General features: G+C 68.4%; 6 protein-coding genes (1 of these 6 only partly in view). 2 read left to right on the top strand and 4 right to left on the bottom strand.

The genetic code is table 11. The annotated features are described in order from the left end of the window. The 4 genes from H7U20_RS20450 to H7U20_RS20465 form a co-directional block, all read right to left on the bottom strand. Window positions 1–16,238, bottom strand: partial view of a non-ribosomal peptide synthase/polyketide synthase gene (locus tag H7U20_RS20450; protein ID WP_233410939.1) — the 5' portion only. 2,965 nt of this gene lie to the left of the window's left edge; 16,238 of the gene's 19,203 nt are visible here — the first part of the coding sequence; its start codon is at window positions 16,236–16,238; the stop codon falls past the left edge of the window. 102 nt (window positions 16,239–16,340) lie between these two features. Further along, window positions 16,341–17,105, bottom strand: coding sequence for a thioesterase II family protein (locus H7U20_RS20455; RefSeq protein WP_233410940.1), 765 nt, complete (start codon window positions 17,103–17,105; stop codon window positions 16,341–16,343). 13 nt (window positions 17,106–17,118) lie between these two features. After that, a complete protein-coding gene (locus H7U20_RS20460) occupies window positions 17,119–17,847 on the bottom strand; it encodes a thiol:disulfide interchange protein DsbA/DsbL (RefSeq protein WP_199760977.1) in 729 nt (242 codons plus the stop codon). An 11-nt stretch (window positions 17,848–17,858) separates the two neighbouring features. Further along, window positions 17,859–19,472: a cyclic peptide export ABC transporter gene (locus H7U20_RS20465; protein WP_199760978.1), complete on the bottom strand. Its 1,614-nt coding sequence runs from the start codon at window positions 19,470–19,472 to the stop codon at window positions 17,859–17,861. On the opposite strand from H7U20_RS20465, the gene H7U20_RS20470 reads away from it, so the two are divergent. Further along, window positions 19,471–19,611, top strand: coding sequence for a hypothetical protein (locus H7U20_RS20470; protein ID WP_199760979.1), 141 nt, complete (start codon window positions 19,471–19,473; stop codon window positions 19,609–19,611). The two genes, H7U20_RS20465 and H7U20_RS20470, sit on opposite strands and share 2 nt — an antisense overlap. Window positions 19,612–19,851: 240 nt before the next feature. Next, window positions 19,852–21,957 (top strand): TonB-dependent receptor plug domain-containing protein, encoded by a 2,106-nt coding sequence (locus H7U20_RS20475; protein WP_199760980.1) that lies wholly within the window; start codon window positions 19,852–19,854, stop codon window positions 21,955–21,957. Window positions 21,958–21,998 lie beyond the last annotated feature (41 nt).

Genomic DNA, 21,998 nt, shown 5'->3' on the forward strand with positions numbered 1-21,998 from the left:
TCGCGCTCGTTGCCGGGCAAGGAAGACAAATCCTTTTCGATCAGCGCGAAACCACAGCCGGGTGGCGCCACGCATGGCAGCGCCGTTCCATCGGCGCCCGGCGTGAAGGTGGTGCGCAAGCTGTCATGGCGCGCCACCAGCGCGTCGAGCGCGGCGCGCAGTGCCGCCGTATCGAGAGCGCCGCGCAAGCGCAGCGCCGCCGGAATATGGTAGGCCGCCATCGCGGCGTGGTTGTAGCGGTCCAGGAACCACAGACGCCGCTGCGGCCACGACAGCGGCGCGGCACACTCCGCCGCCCTGGGAAGCAGCGGTGGCGGCAGCGGAGCGCGCACCGCAGCAGCCACCTGCTCACCGAGTTCGGCCAAGGTGGCATGGGCGAACAGCTGCGCCAGCGACAGTTCCACTTCCAGCGTTTGGCGCACACGCGCGACGAGCTGCATGGCCAGCAGCGAATGGCCGCCCAACTCGAAGAAATGGTCGTCGCGGCCGACCCGCTCCAGTCCCAGCAACTCCTGCCACAGCAATGCCAGCGCCTGTTCGGCCGGTCCCTGCGGCGCCACATACTCCCGGCTCGCCACCGCATGCTGGTCCGGTTCCGGCAGCGCCGCCCGGTCCACCTTGCCGTTCGGCGTCAGCGGCCATTGCGCCAGCATGACGAAGGCCGACGGCAGCATGTAATCGGGCAGTTGCCCGGCCAGCGCGGCGCGCAGTGCCGCCGGATCAGCGCCTTCCCCACCTTCCCCACCTTGTAGGTAGGCCACCAGCCGTTGACCGCCCGCGCCGTCCGGCCGCGCCATCACCAGCGCCTCACCCACCCCGGCGCAGCGCGCCAGGCGCGCCTCGATCTCGCCCAGTTCGACACGGAAGCCGCGAATTTTGACCTGGCCGTCCAACCGCCCCAGGAATTCCAGATTGCCGTCGGTCCAATAGCGGGCCCGGTCGCCGGTGCGGTACATCCGGTCCGCCAGCCCGTCCGTGAACGGATCGGGCAGGTAGCGCTCGGCGTTGAGTTCATCGCGGCCGTAATAGCCCGCGCTCAGGCAGGCGCCGCCAATGTACAGGTCACCCGCCACACCCACAGGACATGGTTGTAGCGCCTCGTTGAGCACGTAATAGCGCGCATTCTGGATCGGCTTGCCGTACGGGATACTGCGCCAGGCCGGATCGACCGCGCCGACCCGGTAATAGTTCGACCACACCGTCGCCTCCGTGGCGCCGCCCAAACCAACTACCTCGCAACGCGGGAAGGCGCGGCGCAGCGCATCGGGTAACTCCAGCGGAATCCAGTCGCCACTGAAGAACGCCAGCCGCAACGCACCGCCGCCCGCTCCTTCGCCCTCGCCCGCGTCCTCGGCCGCACGCTCACCCAGGTAAGGCAGCAACTGCTGGCACACGGCGGGGGCGGAATCCCAGAACGTTACCGCTTCGTCCCGCAGCACCGCCACCAGGCGGCGCGGATCGGCGATTTCCTCGCGGCTGGCGATGCGCACCACCCCGCCCGCCGCCAACAAGCCGAAGATGTCGTACACCGACAAATCGAAGCAGAACGAAGTGGTAAACAGCACGCGGTCCTGCGGCCCCACCGCGAACGTGCGGTTGACCCATTCGATCAAATTGATGACGGGGCGGTGCTGCACCATCACGCCCTTGGGCAGCCCGGTCGAGCCCGAGGTATAAATGATGTATGCCAGGTGGCCGGCATGCAGGCCCAGCGCGGCGGGGTCGGGATTGGCGTACGCTGCGGCGCTGTCGTCTGGCTCCAGCGCCAGCAGCGGCAAGCCAGCCCGCACCGGCGCCAGCGCCTCCAGCTGGACCCGCTGCGCCACATCGCACAGCAGCGCCACCGGCGCGCTGTCGCTCAACATGTAAGCCAAACGGTCGGCCGGATAGGCCGGATCGAGCGGCACATAGGCCCCACCCGCCTTTAAAATCCCCAGCAGGCCGGCGATCATGCCGGCCCCGCGTCCGGCGCAAATGGCCACCCGCGCACCGGGCCGCACCCCGGCCGCCAGCAACGCATGGGCGATCCGGTTGGCCTGCCGATTCAATTCGCCATAGCTCACTTGCTGCGTGCCCTCCAACGCGGGCGCGTCCGGCTTCGCCTGCGCCTGACGTTCGAACAACTGGTGGATCAGCGCCGCTTCTTCATATGGGTGGGCGGTGTCGTTCCAGCCCTCGGTCAGCAGCGCGCGCTCCGTCGCCGACAACAGCGGCAAGGCGCACACCAGCGTCTCCGGCGCCTGCGCCAGCGCGTCGCACAGCGCCGCCAGCGCCGCCGCCAGGTAGCGCGTCACCTGATCCGGGTCGATGCCCGGCACGCACAGCGCCGTCAAGGTAAAGCCATCGCCAAGGTCATCGACCGAGACGGTCAGCGGATAATTGCTGCGCTCCTGCGCGTGCAGCACCTGCGCGCCATCCCACAGCAGCGCGCCTTCCTTGCCGCCCGGGCTGCTGTGGCGGTAGTTGAGCAGCGCGGTAAACAGCGGCATCCCCGCCGGCATGGCGCTGCAACGCTGCGCCAGTCCCAACGACGCCTGTTCGTGGGCCAGCAAGCCGGCCAGCGCTTGCTGGCAAGTGCGCACCGCTTGCAATACTCCGGCGCCGCCCAGCCGCAGCCGCAATGGCAGCGTATTGATGTACATGCCCAATGCGGCGCTGGCGCTACCGCCCTGCAGGCGACCCGACAGCACCGTGCCGAACACCACGTCATCGCGGCCGGCACACTGCGCCAGCACTTGGCCAAACGCGACGTGGAACAACACCGCCGGCGCCATGCCAAGCCGGCGCGCTTGCAGGCGCAATGCCGCCTGCACCTCATCGTCGAGCCTCAGCCGCGCCTCGCGCACCTGCTGGCCGCCGCCGCGCACATCCAGCACGCCGAACGGCGCTGTCGGCTCGGCCACATCGCCCAGCATGGCGCGGAAGTAGGCTTCGTGCTGCTCTTGCGGTGCCGCCAGCGTGCGGGCGATGAAGGCGCGGTAGCTGTGCCGCGCCAATGCCGGCGCCAGTTCGCGTCCGGCCAGCAGCTCGCCGATTTCCCCCATCAGCAGCTCCAGCGTGACATGGTCGCAGACCATATGGTGGTACAGCAGCGCCAGCAGCCAGCGACCCGTGCCGGGTTCCGCCATGCATTGCAGCGCCAGCAGCGGCGCCTGCCGCACATCGATGCGGATGCGCGCCGGGTCGCTGTGTTCAAGCAGCTGCGCCAGCGCATCGGCGTTGGCGTTGGCGTTGGCGTTGGCGTTGGCGTTGGCATCGACCGTCAGCAGTTGCAGTTCCAGCGCCACGCTGCGCTGCACTACCTGCACCGGGCGCGCCAGTCCTTCCCACTGCACGCAGGTGCGCAGCACTTCATGCCGCTGCAATACCCCCTGCAACGCCTCGACAAAGCCGTCGAGCGCGGCACGGCCTTCAAAGCCCAGCACCAGGCGCTGCAAATAGGCGTCGCCTGTCGTTTGCAGCAAGTGATGGAACAGGATTCCTTCCTGTAGCGGTCCAAGCGGATAAATGTCGGCGATATTGGCCGCGCCGCCCGGCACCAGCGCGGCGATGCGCGCCAGGCCGGCGACGTCCACATCGGCCAGCGGCACCATGTCCGGCGTGATGACGCTGCAGCCGGGCGGGATCAGCGCGCCGCCCTGCCCGATTCCGTCTGCTTCCACGCCATCCTGGCGCGCCGTAGCCAGCGCTTGCGCCAACGCGCGCAACGTCGGCTGCGCAAACACCGTGCGCACCTCGGCCTGCCAGCCCTGCTCGCGCAAGCGCTCCATCATCCGCACCACCAGCAGCGAATGGCCGCCCAGCTCGAAGAAATGGTCGTCGCGGCCGACCCGCTCCAGGCCCAGCAGCTCCTGCCAGAGCAATGCCAGCGCCTGTTCGGTCGGTCCCAGCGGCGCCACGTACTCCCGGCTGGCCACCGCCTGCTGGTCCGGTTCCGGCAGCGCCGCCCGGTCCACCTTGCCGTTCGGCGTCAGTGGCCATTGCTCCAGCATGACGAAGGCCGACGGCAGCATGTAATCGGGCAGTTGCCCGGCCAATGCGGCGCGCAGTGCCGCCGGATCAGCGCCCTCCCCGCCTTCCCCACCTTGTAAGTAGGCCACCAGCCGTTGACCGCCCGCGCCGTCCGGCCGCGCCACCACCAGCGCCTGGCGCACCCCGGCGCAACGCGCCAGGCACGCTTCGATTTCGCCCAGTTCGACGCGGAAGCCGCGGATCTTTATCTGGAAGTCATTGCGGCCGAGGTATTCCAGCGTGCCGTCGGCACGCCAGCGCCCCAGGTCGCCAGTACGGTACATGCGTCCTTGTGGCTCGGCGCTGAACGGATCGGCAATGAAGGCTTGCGCCGTCAGGCCGGGCTGGTCGGCATAGCCGCGTGCCACGCCCGGGCCGCCGATATGAATCTCGCCAGCCACGCCGACCGGCATCGGTTCCAGCTGCTGGTCCAGAACATAGATGGCGGTATTGGCGATCGGTTTCCCGATCGGCAGTACCTGCTGTCCGGGCACCAGCTTGGCGGCTTGCCAGGTGGCGGCAAAGGTGGTGGTTTCAGTCGGCCCATAGCAATGCACCAGGCTGGCCGGCGCGCCGCGTTCCAGCACGCCGGCGACGGTCGCCACGTCGGACTGGTCGCCGCCGAACAGCAGGCAGCGCAACGACGGGAATACCTCGGCCATACCTGCCGCATGCTGGCGGAACAGGCCCGCCGTCAGGTGCAGTACCGTCACTTGCTCGGCACGCAGCAGCGCGCCCAACGCCTCCGCGTCGAACAACTGCGTTTGCCCCACCGGTGCCAGGCAGGCGCCATTGGCCAGCGCAATCCAGATTTCCCACGCTGCGGCGTCGAAGGCCGGATTGGCGCACCAGGCCACGCAGTCGTCCGGGCCGATGGCGATATAGGGATTGCCGGACACCAGACGCACCACGCTGCGGTGTTCAAGCATCACGCCTTTTGGCGTACCCGTCGAACCCGACGTGTAGATCAGGTAGGCCAGCGCGCGCCCGTCCCATGCCGGCAAGAGCGGATTGTGGGTCGCCTGGCCGAATGCCACCGACGCCTGCGCATCGAGCAGGAGCACCGGCATGACGCTGGCGCACGGCAGCGGCACCTCGTCCTCAAGCAGCATCGCCGCAAACGCGCCATCGTCGAGCATGGCGCGCAAGCGTTCGGCCGGGGCGTCCGGATCGAGCGGCACATAGGCCGCGCCGGATTTCAGGACCGCCAGCACCCCGACCAGCAAGGCCACGCCGCGCCGCGCGCAAACAGCGACGCGCCGTTCGGCCGCAGCGCCCAAGCCGGCCAACATATGCGCCAGGCGGTTGGCGCGTTCATTCAGTTCTCCATAGGTGAGCACCTGCTCCCCACTGCGCACGGCGGGCGCGCCCGGCCGCGCCGCCGCATGCCGTTCGAACAGCGCGTGCAGCGGCACGTCATGCGGATAAGTGCTGGCCGCAGGGTTGAAATGCTCCAACACATGGCGGCGCTGGGCAGCATCGAGCAGCGGCAGCTGGCACAGCGCGCGGCGCTCGTCCTGCGCCATCGCCGCCAGCAAGGTGGCGTAGCATTGGGCGATACGCTCGGCGCTGGCAGGCTCGAACAGGGCACTGGCAAACACCAGTTCGCCGGCGACGCCGCCGTCGCATTCACGCAGCGACAACGACAAATCGACCTTGGCCATGACATGGCCGGAGTCGAGCGGCGCCAGCTCCAGCCCGGCCAGCCGCAGCGCATCCTGTCCGGCCGCGTGGTTCATCGTGAGCAGGGTCTGGAACAGCGGGCTGTAACTGCTGCTGCGCGGCGGCCGGACCGCTTCGACGATCTGTTCGAACGGCGCCTGCTGATGGCGGTCCGCCGCCAACATCGCCTCGCGCACCTGGTCCACCAGCGCGGCCACGTCGCCGCCGCCGGCCGGCACCCGCACCGGCAGCGTATTGACAAAGAAGCCGATCAGCCGCTCGGTTTCGCGCTGCTGGCGATTGGCGAAGGCCACCCCGGTGACCACGTCAGGCTGCCCGCTCAGGCGAGCCATCAGCGCCGACCAGCCGGCCAGCAGCACGATGAACAGACTGGCGCGGTGGCGCTGCGCCAGCGACTTCAATTGCGCCGTCAGCGCGGCCGGCAAGGCCAGGCCAAGTCGCGCGCCGCGATAGTCTTGCTGCGGCGGACGCGGCCGGTCGGTCGGCAGCGCCAGCAGCGCCGGTGCGCCCTGCAAATGGCTGCTCCAATAGCCCAGCTGTTGCTGCAGACGTTCGCCCTGCAGCCACTGGCGCTGCCAATGGGCGTAGTCCGCGTACTGGATCTCCAGCGGCGCCAGCGGTTGCGGCAGGCCGAGGCAGTGCGCCTCATACAGCGCACCGAGTTCACTGACCAACACGCCGATCGACCAGCCATCGGAGACGATATGGTGCTGGGTCACCAGCAGCACATGCTCGTCTTCCGCCAGGAGCAACAAACCGGCGCGCACCAGCGGCCCGGCCGACAGGTCGAAACGGCGCGCAAATTCCGCCTGCGCCGCCTGTTGCACGGCAGCGCTGCGGGCGCCGGCCGGCAGCGCCGACAGGTCGGTTTCGGCCAGCATCAAACTGCCGGGTGGATCGATGCGCAGCACCGGCTCGTATCCGTCGCGGACAAAGCGCGTGCGCAAGCTCTCATGGCGCGCCAGCAGCGCATCCAGCGCCGCTTGCAAGGCGTCGCGCCGCAGCGGGCCAGACAGGCGCAGGGCGGCCGGCATGTGGTAGGCGGCGCCGGCATCGGCGTCCATTTGATCCAGCAACCAGAGCCGCTGCTGCGCGAACGACAGCGCCAGCCTGCCTTCGCGCGGAATGGCAGGGATCGCCGACGGCCGCGCCGGCGCCGCGCGCTCAGCCAGCCGCGCCAGTTCCGCCACGCTGGGATTGGCGAACAGATCGCGCAATTCGACCTCCGCCCGCAGCGCCTCGCGCAAGCGCATTTGCAAGCGCACCGCCAGCATGGAGTGGCCGCCCAGCTCAAAGAAGCTGTCGTGGCGGCCGACCCGCTCGATTCCCAGCAGATCGCACAGGATGGTCGCCACCGCCGCTTCGGCCGCCCCTTGCGGCGCCTCATAGGCGCGCACCGCGTATGCCGACTGGTCGGGCGCGGGCAAGGCGGCACGGTCCAGCTTGCCGTTGCGCGTCAGCGGCAGCGCCGCCAGTAGCTGATAGGCGACCGGCAGCATGTATTCGGGCAGGCTGGCCGCCAGTGCGGTGCGCAGCGCCAATGGCGTCGGCGCGCTACCCGGCATCGCCACCACATAGGCGGCAAGGCACATCTCGCCGTCCTCGCTGCGCGCCAGCACCACCGCTTCGCGCACGCCCTCGCAAGCGCTCAGGTGCGCTTCGATTTCACCGAGTTCGACACGGAAGCCGCGCACCTTGACCTGGAAGTCGTTGCGCCCCAGGTATTCCAATTGCCCGGCCATGCGCCAGCGCGCCATGTCGCCGGTGCGGTACAGCCGCGCGCCAGGCGCGCCGAACGGGTCGGCCACGAAGCGCTCCGCAGTCAACGCCGGACGGCCCAAGTAGCCGCGCGCCACACCGGCCCCGCCGATGTACAGTTCACCCGCCACGCCCGGCGGCACGGGCCGCATGCGGGCATCCAGCACATAAGCCTGCAGATTGGCGATCGGCGCACCGATATGCGGCGCCTGCCCTTCTATGCGGCAGATGGTGGCATCGACCGTGCATTCGGTCGGTCCATACATATTCCAATACACAAGGCCCGGCGCGCCGGCCAGGGTGCGCCACAGCGCCGCGCCGATCGCTTCACCACCCAGCAACACGCTGGCCAGCTCCGGCACGGCGTCCTCGGCCAGGCCCGCCGCCAGCAACACGTTCAGCTGCGACGGCGTGCTGTCGAACGAAACGATGCGCTGGCGCCGCAAGAATTCCAGCAAGGCCGCGCCATCGGCGCGGATCTGCTGCGGAATCACGACCACACAATGCCCGGCCAGCAGCTGCAATATGCCTTTGAGCGACATATCGAAGGTGAACGCCGCATTCAAACCGATCCGCGAACGGGGCGGCAAGGGCGCGTGGATGGTCGCCGCCAGCACATCGGCGAAATTGACGGCCGACTGATGCTGCACCATGACCCCCTTCGACAGGCCGGTCGAGCCGGACGTGTAAATCACATAGGCCAGGTGAGTGCTGCGCAAGCCAAGCGCCGCCGGATCGGGATTGTCGTCGCTGGCCAGCAGCGCATCGTCCAGGTCCACCAGTGGCAACGGCAGCGGCAACGGCGGCAGCGCGGCGTGCAGCGCGGCCGGCGCCAGCAGCGCCACCGCGGCGCTGTCGACCAGCATATGCGCCAGCCGTTCGGGCGGCGAAGCGGGATCCAGCGGCACATAGGCGCAACCGGCTTTCAATATGCCCAGCAGGCCGCACAGCAGGCCGACGCCGCGCGGCGCCAGCAGCGCGACGCGCTGGTCTGGCCGCACGCCCAGCGCCAGCAAACGTTGGGCCAGACCGTTGGCACGGCGGTTCAACTCGCCGTAGCTGAGCGTGACGGTGCCGTCGCTGACGGCCGGCGCATCCGGCTGGCGCGCCGCCTGGCGCTCAAAGCGCAGATGGATCAGCGCCGTGTCGGCGGCCGGCTGCGCGCCGCCATTGAACTCCACCAGCACCTGGCGTTGCTGGGCCGCGCTCAACAGCGGTAGCGCGCCGATGCGCAACTGGTCGCCGTCGGCCATGCCGTCCAGCAGCGCCAGCAGATAGGCGCCGAAGCGCTCGACGCTGGCGGCGTCGAACAGCGCCGTGGCGTAGTCGAGCCGGCCGTGCATGGCGCCATCGATTTCAGTGAGCGTCAACGCCAGGTCGAAATGGCTGTTCATCTGCGGCAGGTCGATCGGCCGCAGCGCCAGCCCGCGCAGCGCCAGTTCGCCGGCGTCCCAGGCGTTCTCCAGCGTCAGCATGGTTTGAAACAGCGGATGGTGGCTCTGGTTGCGGACTGGTTGCAGCGCTTCCACCACCTGCTGGAAGGGCAACTCCTGGTGCGCAAAGGCCGCCGCGCAGCGCTGCTTGCTCTGCGCCAGCAACAGCGCCACAGTCGGATCGCCGCCCAACTCCACCGGCAATGCCAGCGTATTGGCGAAGTAACCAATCAGCGGCTCCAGTTCGCGCCGCGGCCGGTTCGCCACCGGCGTGCCCACCACCACCGTGTCCTGGCCGGCCAGACGGCCCAGCAAGGCGCCCCAGCCGGCCAGCAGCGTCATGAACAACGTCACGCCATGGCGCTGCGACAGCGCGCGCAAACGCGCCAGCAGCGCCGGCGCCAGCGTGATTTGAACCTTGGCGCCGGCATAGCTTTGCAAGGCTGGACGCGGCCGGTCGGCCGGCAAGCTCAGTAGCTCTGGCGAGCCGGCCAGGTAATCCTTCCAGAACGCGGCGTAAAGGCGTATCCGCTCGGCGTCCAGCCAGCCGCGCTGCCAGTTGGCGAAATCGGCATACTGCACGGCCAGCGGCGGCAATGGATCGGGCAGGCCCTGGCTGAAAGCGCCATACAAGGCGCTTAGTTCGCGTACCAGCACCCCGGTCGACCAACCGTCGGAGACGATGTGGTGACGGGTAATCAGCAGCACGTGACGCGCCGCGCCCAGGCGCAGCAGGCGGCCGCGCACCAGCGGTCCGGCCGCCAGGTCGAAGCGCGCGCCGATTTCGTCGAGCGCCTGGCGCTCCACCGCGCTGTCTTGTTCATGCCCGGCCAGTGCGCTCAAATCCGCTTCCAGCAGCGCAAACGGCGCGCCGGGCGGCATGATCTGCTGCGCCGGCCCGGTCCCTGTATCGACAAAGGTGGTGCGCAAGCCTTCATGCCGCGCCACCACCCGTTCCAGCGCGGCCAGCAGCGCCGCGCGCGACAGCGGCCCTTCCAGCAGCAAGCCGGCAGCCATGTTATAGGCGGCGCCGGCCTGCGCGTCATAGCGGTCGAGGAACCACATGCGCTGCTGCGCCCACGACAGCGGCAGCACGCCATCGCGCGCCACGATGGCGATCGGCTGGTCCGGCTGCGCCGCCTGTGTCGCCAGCGGCGCCGCCAGCGCCGCCAGCGTCGGCGTGGCGAACACCATGCGCAGCGCCAGCTCGGCGCCCAGCTCGCTGCGCACCCGCGCCACCATCTGCGCCGCCAGCAGCGAATGGCCGCCCAACTCGAAGAAATCGTCATGCCGTCCGACGCTCGCCACTTGCAGCAATTCGCGCCAGATGCGCGCCAAGCCCTGCTCGGCGGCGCCTTCCGGCTCGACATGGTCGGCCGCCGGCGACTGCCAGTCCGGCTGCGGCGCCGGCAGCGCCGCGCGCGCCAGCTTGCCATTCGGCGTGAGCGGGAAGCGATCCAGCCACACATAGGCGGCCGGCAGCATGTAGTCCGGCAGCGTCTGCTGCAAATGACTGCGCAACTGACGCGGCGTCGCCGTCGCCGACACCGTGCCGCCCGATTCCTGCAATCGCTTCAGCCACGGCAAGCCTTGCAACGCCGCGTCCGCATCCATCCAGTCGATCAGGCACGCCACTTCATCGACACCGACCGCATGCAACTGCCGCACCACGGCCAGGCAGCTCTGCGGTGTGCCGATCAGCGCGGCGGTTTTGCTGTAACGCTCGAAGGCGTGGCCGACGATGCTTTCCAGGGTGTCGGGCGAACTGTCTTCCGGCGTCAGGCCCAGGCTGCGCACCAGCGCTTCCAGCAAGCCCAGATGGGCGCGCAGGTAGCGCAGGAAAGGCGCGCGGGCCCGCTCAAGGGTGGCGCCAAGGTCCTCGCCCACATAGGTATGGATCATCAAGGTCACCCGACCTTGGGCCGCATCGTGGCCATGGGCGCGACGCGCCTCGCGGTACACGGCGATCTGCGCCGCCAGTTGTTCGATCGATTGGCCCAGCAAATGGGTCAACACGTTTGCACCTTCGCGGCCGGCCTGCGCGAAGGTATCGGGATTGCCGGCCGCAGTCACCCACAGCGGCAATTGCGCCTGCACCGGCCGCGGGTAGACGCGCAGCGCCACCGGCTGGCCATCGCCGCCGGCCACCGTCAGCTGGGCGCCGGACCAGAGCGCGCGCAGCATGCCGATACCGTCGGCCATGACTTGTTTGCGTTGCTGATAGTTCTGCGGCATCAGCGCGAAATCGCGCGGGTGCCAGCCCGAGGCCACGGCGATGCCGGCCCGGCCGCGTGACAGATTGTCGACCACGGCCCACTCCTCGGCCACGCGCAACGGATTGTGCAGCGGCAGCACGACACTGCCCGCGCGCAGATGCACGCGGCGCGTCATCGTCGCCAGTGCGGCGCTCAGCAGCGATGGATTCGGATATAACTGGCCCACCTCATGGAAATGGCGCTCGGGCGTCCAGATCGCCTCGAAGCCCTGCTCGTCCGCATAACGGGCGGCCTCCAGGTACAAGCGGTATTGATCGCCGTCGTCGGCCGGTTCGGCGCCGAAATAAAACAGGCTGAACGAGGGCGCCGGTGCTGGCGCCGCCGCCGTCGCGGCCGGCGTCAGGTAGGCGACCAGGCGCGGCTCGCCCGCGGCGTCCGGCCAAGCCAGCACCGCCGCTTGCGCCACCGCCGCGTGCTGCTGCAAGGTCTGCTCGATTTCGCCCAATTCGATGCGGTGGCCGCGCAATTTGACCTGGAAGTCATTGCGGCCCAGGTAATCGAGCACGCCATCGGCGCGCCAGCGGCCCAGGTCGCCCGTGCGGTACAGGCGCCCCCCCGCGCGGCGGCCGTAGGCGTCGGCGACGAAGCGTTCCGCGTTCAGCTGCGCGCGCCCCCAGTAACCGTGCGCCACCCCGGCGCCGCCGATGCAGATTTCCCCCACCGCGCCCGGCGGCACCAGTTGCCCGCCCGCGTCCAGCAGGTACACCTGGGTGTTGTCCAGCGGCCGCCCGAGCGGCACCACGCCGCCATGTTCGCCCAGCTCCGCCGTATAGCGCGCCAACATCGACCAGATCGTGGTCTCGGTTGGGCCATACGCATTCCACAGCGCCCCCACCAGCGGGTGCAGCTGCCGCGCCAGCGCGGCCGGCAGCGCTTCGCCGCCGCTGATCGCTTTCAGTCCGGGCGCACCATGCCAGCCGGCGTCGAGCAGCATGCGCCAGACGCTGGGCGTGGCTTGCACCAGGGTCGGCCTATGCGCGGCCAAGGCTTGCGCCAGCGCCGCCCCGTCGGCCGCCGTGTCGCGCCCGATCAGCACCACGCTGCCGCCCGTCGTCAACGGCAGGTACAGCTCCAGCGCGGCGATGTCAAAACCGATCGTGGTCAGCGACAGCACCCGCTCGCGCCTGTCGAGCGCCAGCGCCCGGCCCATCGCCGACAGCAGATTGAGCACGCCGCCATGCGCCACCAGCACGCCCTTGGGCTTACCGGTCGAGCCGGAGGTGAAAATCATATAGGCCGCCTGGCCGGGCACCGCCGGCAAGCACGGATTGGTGTCCGCCATGCCCGCCAGCGTGGCGCCGGCTTCCGCGCCATCCAGCAGCACGCAGGGCAACGGCAGCGGCGCGATGGCTGCCAGCGCCGCCTCGCACAGCAGCGCCACCGGCGCGCTGTCGCTCAACATGTAAGCCAGCCGGTCGGCCGGATAAGCCGGATCGAGCGGCACATAGGCGGCGCCGGCCTTTAAAATCCCCAGCAGGCCGGCGATCATGCCGGCCCCGCGCCCGGCGCAAATGGCCACCCGCGTGCCGGGCCGCACCCCGGCCGCCAGCAGCGCATGGGCGATCCGGTTGGCCCGCCGATTCAGTTCGCCATAGCTCACTTGCTGCGTTCCCTCCAGCGCAGGCGCGTCCGGCTGCGCCTGCGCCTGGCGTTCGAACAACTGGTGGATCAGCCTAGCTTCTTCATAGGGGTGGGCGGTGTCGTTCCAGCCGTCGATCAGCAGTGCGCGCTCCGCCGCCGACAACAGCGGCAAGGCCGCCACGCTTTGGCTTTCGTCGGCGGCCATCCCGGCCAACACCGACAGGTAATGCCGCGTCAGCCGTTCCATCGTGGCGCCGTCGAACAGATCCGCCGCATAGGCCAGGCTGCCGGCGACTTCCCCGCCAGTCTCGTTGAGGGTCAAGAACAGGTCGAACTGGCTGCCGGCGCCGGGCAAGGGCAACTCCTCCACGTCCAGGCCGGCCAGCGTGGGCGCGGCCATGGCGGTCAGCGAGAACATCACCTGGAACAGCGGCGCGTAGGACATGCTGCGTGCCGGCCGCAGCGCCTCGACCACCCGTTCGAATGGCACATGTTGGTGATCGAACGCGTCCAGCAAGGCACTACGCGCCTGCTCCAGCACGGCGGCCGCACTGGCATCGGCCTGCGGCCTCAGTCGCAAGGCGACGGTATTGGCAAACAGCCCCACCAGGCCGCGCCATTCCGCCCGGTCGCGGTTGGCCAGCGGCGTGCCGATGACGATGTCGTCCTGGCCGCTCCAGCGGGCCAGCACGATGGACCAGCCGGCCAGCAATGTCATATACAGCGTGGCGCCACGGCGCCGCGCCAGCGCGCGCAAGGCCGCCGTCAGTTCGGCCGGCAGCGCCAGCGCCAGGCGGCCGCCGGCAAACGTGGCGACGGCGGCACGCGGACGGTCGCTGGGCAACGCAAGCAATTCCGGCGCGCCGGACAGGCTGCGTTGCCAGTATGTCAAACCTTGCTCCAGCTGCGCCGCTGTCAGGGCCTGCCGCTGCCAGCCCACGACATCGGCATATTGCAGCGTCAGCGGCGCCAGCGCCGCCGCTTCCCCCCGGCACAGCGCGCCATAGGCCGCCGCCAGATCGTTCAGCAACACTCCCACGGACCAAGCATCCGCCACGATATGGTGCAGCGTCAGCAGCAGCAAATGGCGCTGCGGCTCCTCGCGCAACAGGCGCGCCCGCGCCAGCGGCGCTTGCGTCAGGTCGAGCGGCTGCGCCAGATCGGCCGCCAGAACCTGCTCCAGCGCCCGCTCAGGCGCTGTGCCCAGATCATCGACGCGTAGTGGAAATCGGCATGCCGCGCTATCGACCAGCTGGTATGGCACGCCATCGGCGGCCGCCATGCGCAGCCGCAGCGCCTGGTGGCGCGCCAGCACGGCATCGAGCGCCGCCTGCAGCGCCGGCACATCCAGCAGGCCGCCCAGGCGCAGCCCCAGCGTCAACAAATGCGCGCCAGCGGCGGCCGGCGTCAACTGCTCGACGAACCACAGGCGTTGCTGCGCCAGCGTCAGCGGCATGGCCGCGCCGTCGGCGCCGGTTGCGGGCATGCCGGGCGGCGCCACCGGCGCCACCGACGCGGCGTTCGCGGCGGGCGCGCCCTGCCGGTCGATCAGCGCCGCCAGCGCACGCACCGTGGTGGCGCCGAACAGCTCGCGCATACTGAGGGTCACGCCAAACTGCTCGGCGACCTGGCCCAGCACCTGGCCCGCCAGCAGCGAATGGCCCCCCAGCGCGAAGAAGTCCGCGTCGGCCGATACCTGCGGCAAATCCAGCAGCCTGGCCCAGAGCGCCGCCAGGCGCGCCTCGGTGGGGCCGCGCGGCGCGGCATGCTCGTCGGCGGCGCCATCGCCACGCCACGACCACAGGGCGTCGAATTGGCCGTCCAGGTAAATCTCGCGGCAGCGGCCGCGCTGAATTTTGCCGCTCGAGGTACGCGGCAAGGCGCCGGCCGGCACGAACAGCACGCCGGCCAGGTCGGTCAGTTCGTACTGTTCGGCCAGTTCGGCGCGCACCAGGCCCAGCGCCAGTTCGAACTCGGGCCGGCTGCGCGATTCGATTTCCTGCACCAGGACCAGCTGCGCCGCCGCGTCCTGCTCGACGGCGAAGGCGGCGCAGCCATTGCGGCGGAAGCCGGCGTGCAACGACTCGACCGATGCTTCGATATCCTGCGGATAGACGTTGCGGCCGTTGAAAATCATCATGTCCTTGCTGCGGCCGGCAATGTACAGTTCGCCGTTTCGCCACACGCCAAGGTCGCCGGTGCGCAGATAGCTGCCGCCGCCGGCTTGCAGGCGCGCGCCGAAGGTGCGCGCGCTCTGTTCCGGCCGGCCCCAGTAGCCGGACGCCACCGACGGTCCGCGCACCCAGATTTCGCCGATACAGTCCGCTGCGGCCGGACACTGCGTTTGCGGGTCCACCAGCCGCACCTGATGATGGCCGTCGCCGGCAATGCCGACCGAGACCAGCTCGACGCCATCGGCCTCGTCGGCCGCTTCGGCGGCGCGCCCTTGGGCCAGCGCCGTCCGGCTGAATTGCGCGCTCTGCGCCAGACCGTGCGCGCCGGCGGTGTTGGCCGTCACCAGCAAGGTCGCTTCGGCCAGCCCGTAGACCGGCCGCACCGCTCCCGGCCGCAGGCCGCAACCGGCAAAGCGCCCGTTGAAGGCCGCCAGCGTGGCGGCGCGCACCGGTTCGGCGCCGTTCAACGCATGCTCAAGCGTATCGAGCCGCACCCCTTGCAATTGCGCGTCGCTGACTTTGGCGGCGCATAGGTCGTAGGCGAAATTGGGCGCGGCGGTAATCCGGGCGCGGTAATCGCTGATCGCCTGCAGCCACAAATGCGGCCGGCGCAGAAACGTGGCGGGGGCCAGCTGGACGCTATGGCAGCCGCAATAGACGCTGGCAAGGATGGTGCCGATCAGGCCCATGTCATGGTGCGGTGGCAACCAGGACACCACCACGTCGGCCTCGCGCACTTCCAGGCGGGCGCGGATCAATTCCGCGTTCGCCAGCACGTTGGCGTGGCTGACCATGACCCCCTTGGGCGCGTCGACCGAGCCGGAGGTGTATTGCAGGAACGCCAAGTCGGCGCCGCTCAGCGTCGGCGGCCGCCAGGCCGGCGCGGGGCAAGGCAAGCTATCCAGCGGCAGCCAGACGGCGTCGCCCATGCTGGCCTGGACGGCCGCATCGAACTGCTGAAGGCGCGCCAGCGTGGCACCGGAACTGAGCACGATGGCGGCGCCGGCGTCCCGCGCGATCAGTCGCAGGCGCGGCAAGGTGCGCGCGCTCGACGGCGGCATCGCCGGCACGGCCACCATGCCCGCATACACGCAGCCCCAGAAGCCGACGATGTAATCCATGCCGGGCGGCAGCGCCAACAAGACCCGGTCGCCCGCCTTGCCATGCCGCTGCAATTGCGCCGCCACCATGCGGGCGCGCGCATCGAGCGCCCGGAAGGTCAGCGTTTCGCCGCCTGACCGGCCATCGCTGAGGAAAGTGAACGCCGGCGCCGCCGCGCTGGGCGACGCATCGGACGCCCGGAAGGCGAGCAACTGCAACAAGGTCGAACACTCGAATGCGCCGCGCTGATCCATATATCCCCGATGATGTTGAATGAGTAAGGTCCGGCGCTGCCAGAGTTAGCGATATTGCCGATATTGCCGTTACGCCGCCCGCTGGACGGCCAGCGCCCGAGCGATGCTGTCGGCGATGGCGATGGCGGCGCCGGCGTTGTGCAGGAAGAAGTGGCCGCCGTCGAACCACTGCACGCCGCGGAAATCGTCCGCTTCCAGCGCCCAGTTTTCGATGCCGTCGAGCGTAGCCGCTTGGTCGTCACGGCCAGCCAACACCGTCAGCGCGACCGGCAGCGCCGGCCGACGCTGGTAGCGGAAGTCGTCCACCAGCGCGAAATCGGCGCGCAGCATCGGCATCACCAGCGCCATCAGCTCGGCGTTGCCGAGCACTTCTGCCGGCGTGCCGTTATAGCCGCGCAGCGCCTCGATGAATTCACGGTTGGGCAACAAGTGCAGCCCCTTGGCTTCGCGGCCGAGCGACGGCGCACGACAACCCGAGACGAACAGGTGCGACGGCAGCGGCAAGCGGCGCAGGCGCAGCGCTTGCGCCACCTCGAACGCCATCAAGGCGCCCAGGCTATGGCCGAACAGCGCGAACGGCCGCGCCGGCTGGTTGGCGACGGCCAGCGCCAACTCATCGACCAGCGGCTGCAGCGCGCGCCGTGGCGCCTCGGCGATGCGCCCGCCACGGCCGGGTAATTGGATGGCGCATACTTCGATGTCGGGACCAAGCAGGTTTTGCCAGCCCGCATACACCGCCGCGCTGCCGCCGGCATAGGCAAAGCAATACAGGCGCATGCGGCCCGGCTGGGTGGCGCGGCGCACCATCCAAGGCGCGGTATTCAACACGGTCATGCTGTCCACTCCATCAATTGGCGCGCGCGCTGCGCTCAGCCCGGCCTTCCTGCAATTCTTTGTCCACCAGCGCGTTGATCACCTGGATCGTGCTTTTCTGCTCGAAAGCATCGCGCTTCTCGGTGCCGCGCACAAAATTGCTGACGCGCTCGTACAGGCTCGGCGTCTTGTGGAAGTAGAACGGCGCCGTCATATATTTTCCGCCAACGAACACGGTGGGGATCTGGCCGATGCGGTAGCGCTCCTCCATCGCCACGGCGGCGGCGACGCGCGCATCGACGTCGGCCGAGCGGTAGGCGGCGATGAATTTCTGCCGGTCGAGACCTTGGGCCGCCGCGAAATCGAACACCTGCTGCTCCTTGCGCAGCTTGTTGCCGTCGGCGTGAATCGCCTTGAACACCGCGCCGCGCAAGGCCTCGCCCTTGCCCAGCGCCTCCAGCGTGTAATACAGCCGCTGATGGACGTCGCCTTTTTTACCGAACGCCACATGCACACGTTTGATCGCCACCTCGTTCGCACGCGGCGCCGCCCAGGCGTTCAGCATCGGATCGAAGATATTGCAATGCGGGCAAGGGTAGGAAAAGAATTCCAGCACTTCGACCCGGCTGCCCATATCGGTCTGGTGCGGCACGCGCACCATGGAAAAATCGACCGTGCTCACCGGCGCCTCCGGGCTGGCGCCGGCGACCCCGAGCACGCCGCACAACAGCGCGGCGCTCAAGACAGAATGGATATGGCGCATGGCAAGCTCCTTCAATGGACAGTCAGTTCATGCAACCGGCCTTCGTCCAATTTGACGATCCGATCGGCGCAGTGGAAATATGCATCGTCATGGGTGATGGCCAGCACGATCTTGCCGCGCCGCTTCAGTTCCGGCAGCAACTCGGTATAGAACACGCGCTTGAATTCGGGGTCCTGGTCGGCCGCCCACTCATCGAACAGATAGATCGGGCGGTCTTCCAGGTAGGCCGCCACCAAGGCCAGCCGCTTGCGCTGGCCGGCGGACAAGTCGATGGTGCTGAAACGGCCTTGCTCGACCCTTACCTTGTGCGCCAGGCCCAACTTGCCGAGATAGGCATTGGCCCGTTCCGACCAATCGCCGGCGCCGCCGTCCAGCACATGCTCGAACAGGTGGAAGTCGGCGAACACGGCGGAAAAATGCTGGTGGTAGGCTTCGCGGTTGGCGCCATCGACGCGCCGTCCGTTGAGTTCGATCGCGCCCGCGCCCGGTTCATAGAATCCCAACAGCAGCATGGCCAGCGTGGTCTTGCCACTGCCGTTGCCGCCCACGATAAAGACGGTCTCGCCTTCGCGCACCTCGAAGTTCAGCGGGCCGATGCTGAAGCTGCGGCCGTCGCTTTCCTGGTATTCATGGTACAGGCCGCGCAGCGCCAGGTGACACGGCCCGCCATCGCCGAAAGGCTGGGCGCCGGCGGCGGCGGCGGCGGCGGCCGGCGGCGCCAAGCGCCCGTCCAGCTGTTCGATCTTGCGCAGCGCGATGGCGCCCTGGCGCATGGACGGCACCGCCGCCATCATCGAGCCGATCGGCCCCAACAAATACAGCAGGATCAGCGCATACTGGCCCAGCATGGCCTCGTCCGGCGCCGCCAGCATGGGGCGCATCAGCAGCAGGCCGCCGACGATGAGGAAAAACAGCAGCGTGCCGAAATTGGTGACCAGCGTGAAGCCCGTCATCGCCGCCACGAACAGCTGGCGGAAGCGCTGGGCGGCGGGCCGCGCCAACTCGCCGAGGAAAAAAGCGCGCCGGCGCGCGTTGAGCTGCAGCTCCTTGCTCCCCGCAATCATGTTAAAGACATTGCGGTTGACCACGTCGAGCTGCTGGCGCAGCGCATCGGCATGGCGCACGGGAATGCGCTGCGCCAGCAGATAGCAAACCAGCCCTGCCAGCAGCGCCACCACCAGCATGGTAAACAGCTCGCTCGACAGCCAGGCCAGGTAGGCCAGACAGGCGCAGACCAGCACGATGTCGCTGATCATCAGCGGCAGCGTGTGCAGCGCCTGGGTCACCGTCATGATGTCGCCGGTCAGGATGGTCTGCAATTCCGCCCGGCCGATCTGCTGCTGGCGCGCCAGCGGCGTGGCCAGCAGCTTGGCGCTCAGTTCCATGCGCAGGCGCAGGCTGGCCGTCTGCGTGATGCGGATCAGCATCACGGTGGCGCCGGAGCGAAATATCAGTGTCGCCACGCACAGGCCGATGAACATCCAGGCCAGCTCGGCGCCGCTGCTGATGCCGCTGATGCCTTCGCCGATCACGGTGATCAGGCCGGCGCTGCACAAGCCGCCCAGGATCGCCGTGGCGACGGCCAGCGCCAGCCGAGGCCAGACGCCGCCGAACAGATACGCCATGCCCTTCATCGTCCACCTTCCGCAATCATCAAAAATTGATCCGCTGTCGGCAGCTTGCAAGGCACTCAACAAATGCCTGCGCCGCTCCCCCCTGGATGCCACCGATGCCTCTTACCGCTTGCAAATTGAATGTGACTAATGTGATATATCTTGCATTGCCGAAAGTTTAACGTTGCTATATAAGGAAAGTAAATATACAAATTGAAAAAATTTCTTTGTTGTAAAAAAGAACATTTTCAATAGGATTATTTGCAAATATCACAAGATTTGCTGATATGCTCCGACTTACTTTCGCCTTATTACCCACATGCCCCGCTACCGCTACCCGCCGTTTTCAAGCTTCACCCTGACCGGGCTGGCTCTCTGCCTACAGTCCGCCTTGCATGTCCATGCCGCCGAGAGCGAGACGCCGATCCAGATCGAAGTGCGCGGTTCCGCCACGCAGTACGACGCGCGGCGCGAGGACACCTCGACCCGCATCGTGGTCACCCAAGAGGAAATCCGCAAATACGGCGACGGCACCCTGGCCGACGTGCTGAAGCGCCAGCCGGGCATCTCGATCAGCGGTGGCGCGGCCGGCCGTGGCGGTGAAATCCGCATGCGCGGCCTGGGCGCCGGCTATACCCAGATCCTGCTGAACGGCACGCCGGCGCCGGGCAACTTCACGCTCGACTCGCTGGCGCCCGAACTGGTGGAAAAAATTGAAATCCAGCGCGCCGCCACGGCCGACTTGAGTGCGCAAGCGATCGCCGGCAGCATCAACATCATCCTCAAGCGCAAAGTGCAGAGTGCGCAACGCGAGCTGAAACTCCGCGCCGAGCATTCCAACGTATTCTTTTCGCCCGGCGCGACGCTGCAAATGTCCGACAAGGCCGAGCGCATGTCGTACACCGTCGGTGCGGAAGTGCGCAATGGCCGCTTCGAACAGGCTTACGAACAGCTTGAGGATGGCTGGGATGGCGCCGGCCGCCAGGTGTTGCAGCGCAAGGTCGCGCGCCAAAACAATGGCAGCTTCCGCTCACTGTCGCTGACGCCGCGCATCAACTGGACGCTGCGCAACGGCGACACGCTGAGCTGGCAATCGTTCGTCCGCTCGCAGCGTTCGCATAGCCAGTCCGAGGGCACGTGGAGCGCCACCCCGGCCGAGGCCCTGCCCGCCTATCCCTTCGACCGCAGCCGGCCGGAAGATCAGCGCAGCCAGCTGCGCACCGACTTGACCTGGAACCGCACGTTGGAGCAAGGCCAAAAGCTGGAAGCCAAGTTCGGCCTGGACGCCGGCCGCCAACGCAGCCGCGAGCACGATGCCGGCTATGGCCAGGCGCGGCAGCCGAGGCTGGACCGCGACGTGCGCAATGCCAACGACGGGCGCGGCGCCACGTCGACCGGCAAATACAGCGAGACCTATGAGAGCGGGCACCAGTTCAGCGCCGGCTGGGACGTGGCGCAGCAGTCCAGCGAGGTGGCGCGCGATAGCCTGGAAACGCTGGACCCGGGCGCCGCGCCGACGCCGGAGCAGCGCCGTTACGACGCCACGCTGCGCCGGCTGGCCGTCTACGCGCAAGACGAATGGAGCATCACGCCGCGCTGGTCGACTTACCTGGGCCTGCGCTGGGAATCGCGGCGCAGCCGCAGCGCCGGCAGCGACTTCGGCGCCATCGGCAACGCCACCAATGTGCTGAGTCCGATCATCCAGAGCTTGTGGAAACTGCCCGACAGCAAGCAGGATCAGCTCCGCCTGGCGCTGAGCCGAACATACCGTGGCGAAGACCTGGAACGCCTGATGCCGCGTGTGACGCGCTCGCTCAACAATAGCCAAGTGGCGCCCGACCGCACCGGCAATCCGGCGCTGCAACCGGAGCTGGCATGGGGCATCGACGCCGCGCTGGAACGCTACGGCAGCGACGGCGCCCAGATGAGTGTTGCCGTGTACGCGCGCCGGATCAGCAATTACATCCACGACGACACCAAGCAGGTGCAGGGACGCTGGCTTGCCCTGCCCGTCAACGATGGTCGTGCGCAGTCGCGGGGAATCGAATTCGACGCCAAATTCCCGCTGCGCAGCCTGCTGCCGACGGTGGACAAGGTCGATATGCGCTTCAATCTGACGCGCAACTGGTCCAGCGTCAGCAATGTGCCGGGGCCGGACAACCGCCTGGCCAGCCAGACCCCGCTGACCGCCAATGCCGGTCTCGATTACCGCTTCAATGCAAGCGTCAGCGGCGGCGCCAACTTCACTTACCGCAGCGGCGGCCCGCAGCGCCTTTCCGCCAGCACCAGCAGCTATTCCTCCGTCAAGCGCGAGCTGGACATGTATGCCCTGTGGAAGCTGGCGCCGCGCGCCCAGTTGCGGGTGACGGCGGTCAACCTGCTGGCCGAGCCGGCCACCGAAGTGACACGCTACACGGACTCCGGCGGCAGCTTGCGCAATACCGCCGTCTACCCATTCAGCGCCATATTGCGGCTGACGCTGGAGCTGCAATTGTGATGCAAGCGCGTCCCGGCCACCGGAGCTGACCGGGATCCGCT

Source organism: Rugamonas violacea (genome assembly GCF_016461825.1).
Classification (GTDB): Bacteria; Pseudomonadota; Gammaproteobacteria; order Burkholderiales; family Burkholderiaceae_D; genus Rugamonas.

Excerpts from the sequence above, each read along its gene's own strand:
- H7U20_RS20460 (WP_199760977.1), bottom strand. The coding sequence starts at position 17,847 with ATGCGCCATATCCATTCTGTCTTGAGCGCCGCGCTGTTGTGCGGCGTG.
- H7U20_RS20455 (WP_233410940.1), bottom strand. The coding sequence starts at position 17,105 with ATGACCGTGTTGAATACCGCGCCTTGGATGGTGCGCCGCGCCACCCAG.
- H7U20_RS20465 (WP_199760978.1), bottom strand. The coding sequence starts at position 19,472 with ATGGCGTATCTGTTCGGCGGCGTCTGGCCTCGGCTGGCGCTGGCCGTC.
- H7U20_RS20470 (WP_199760979.1), top strand. The coding sequence starts at position 19,471 with ATGCCCTTCATCGTCCACCTTCCGCAATCATCAAAAATTGATCCGCTG.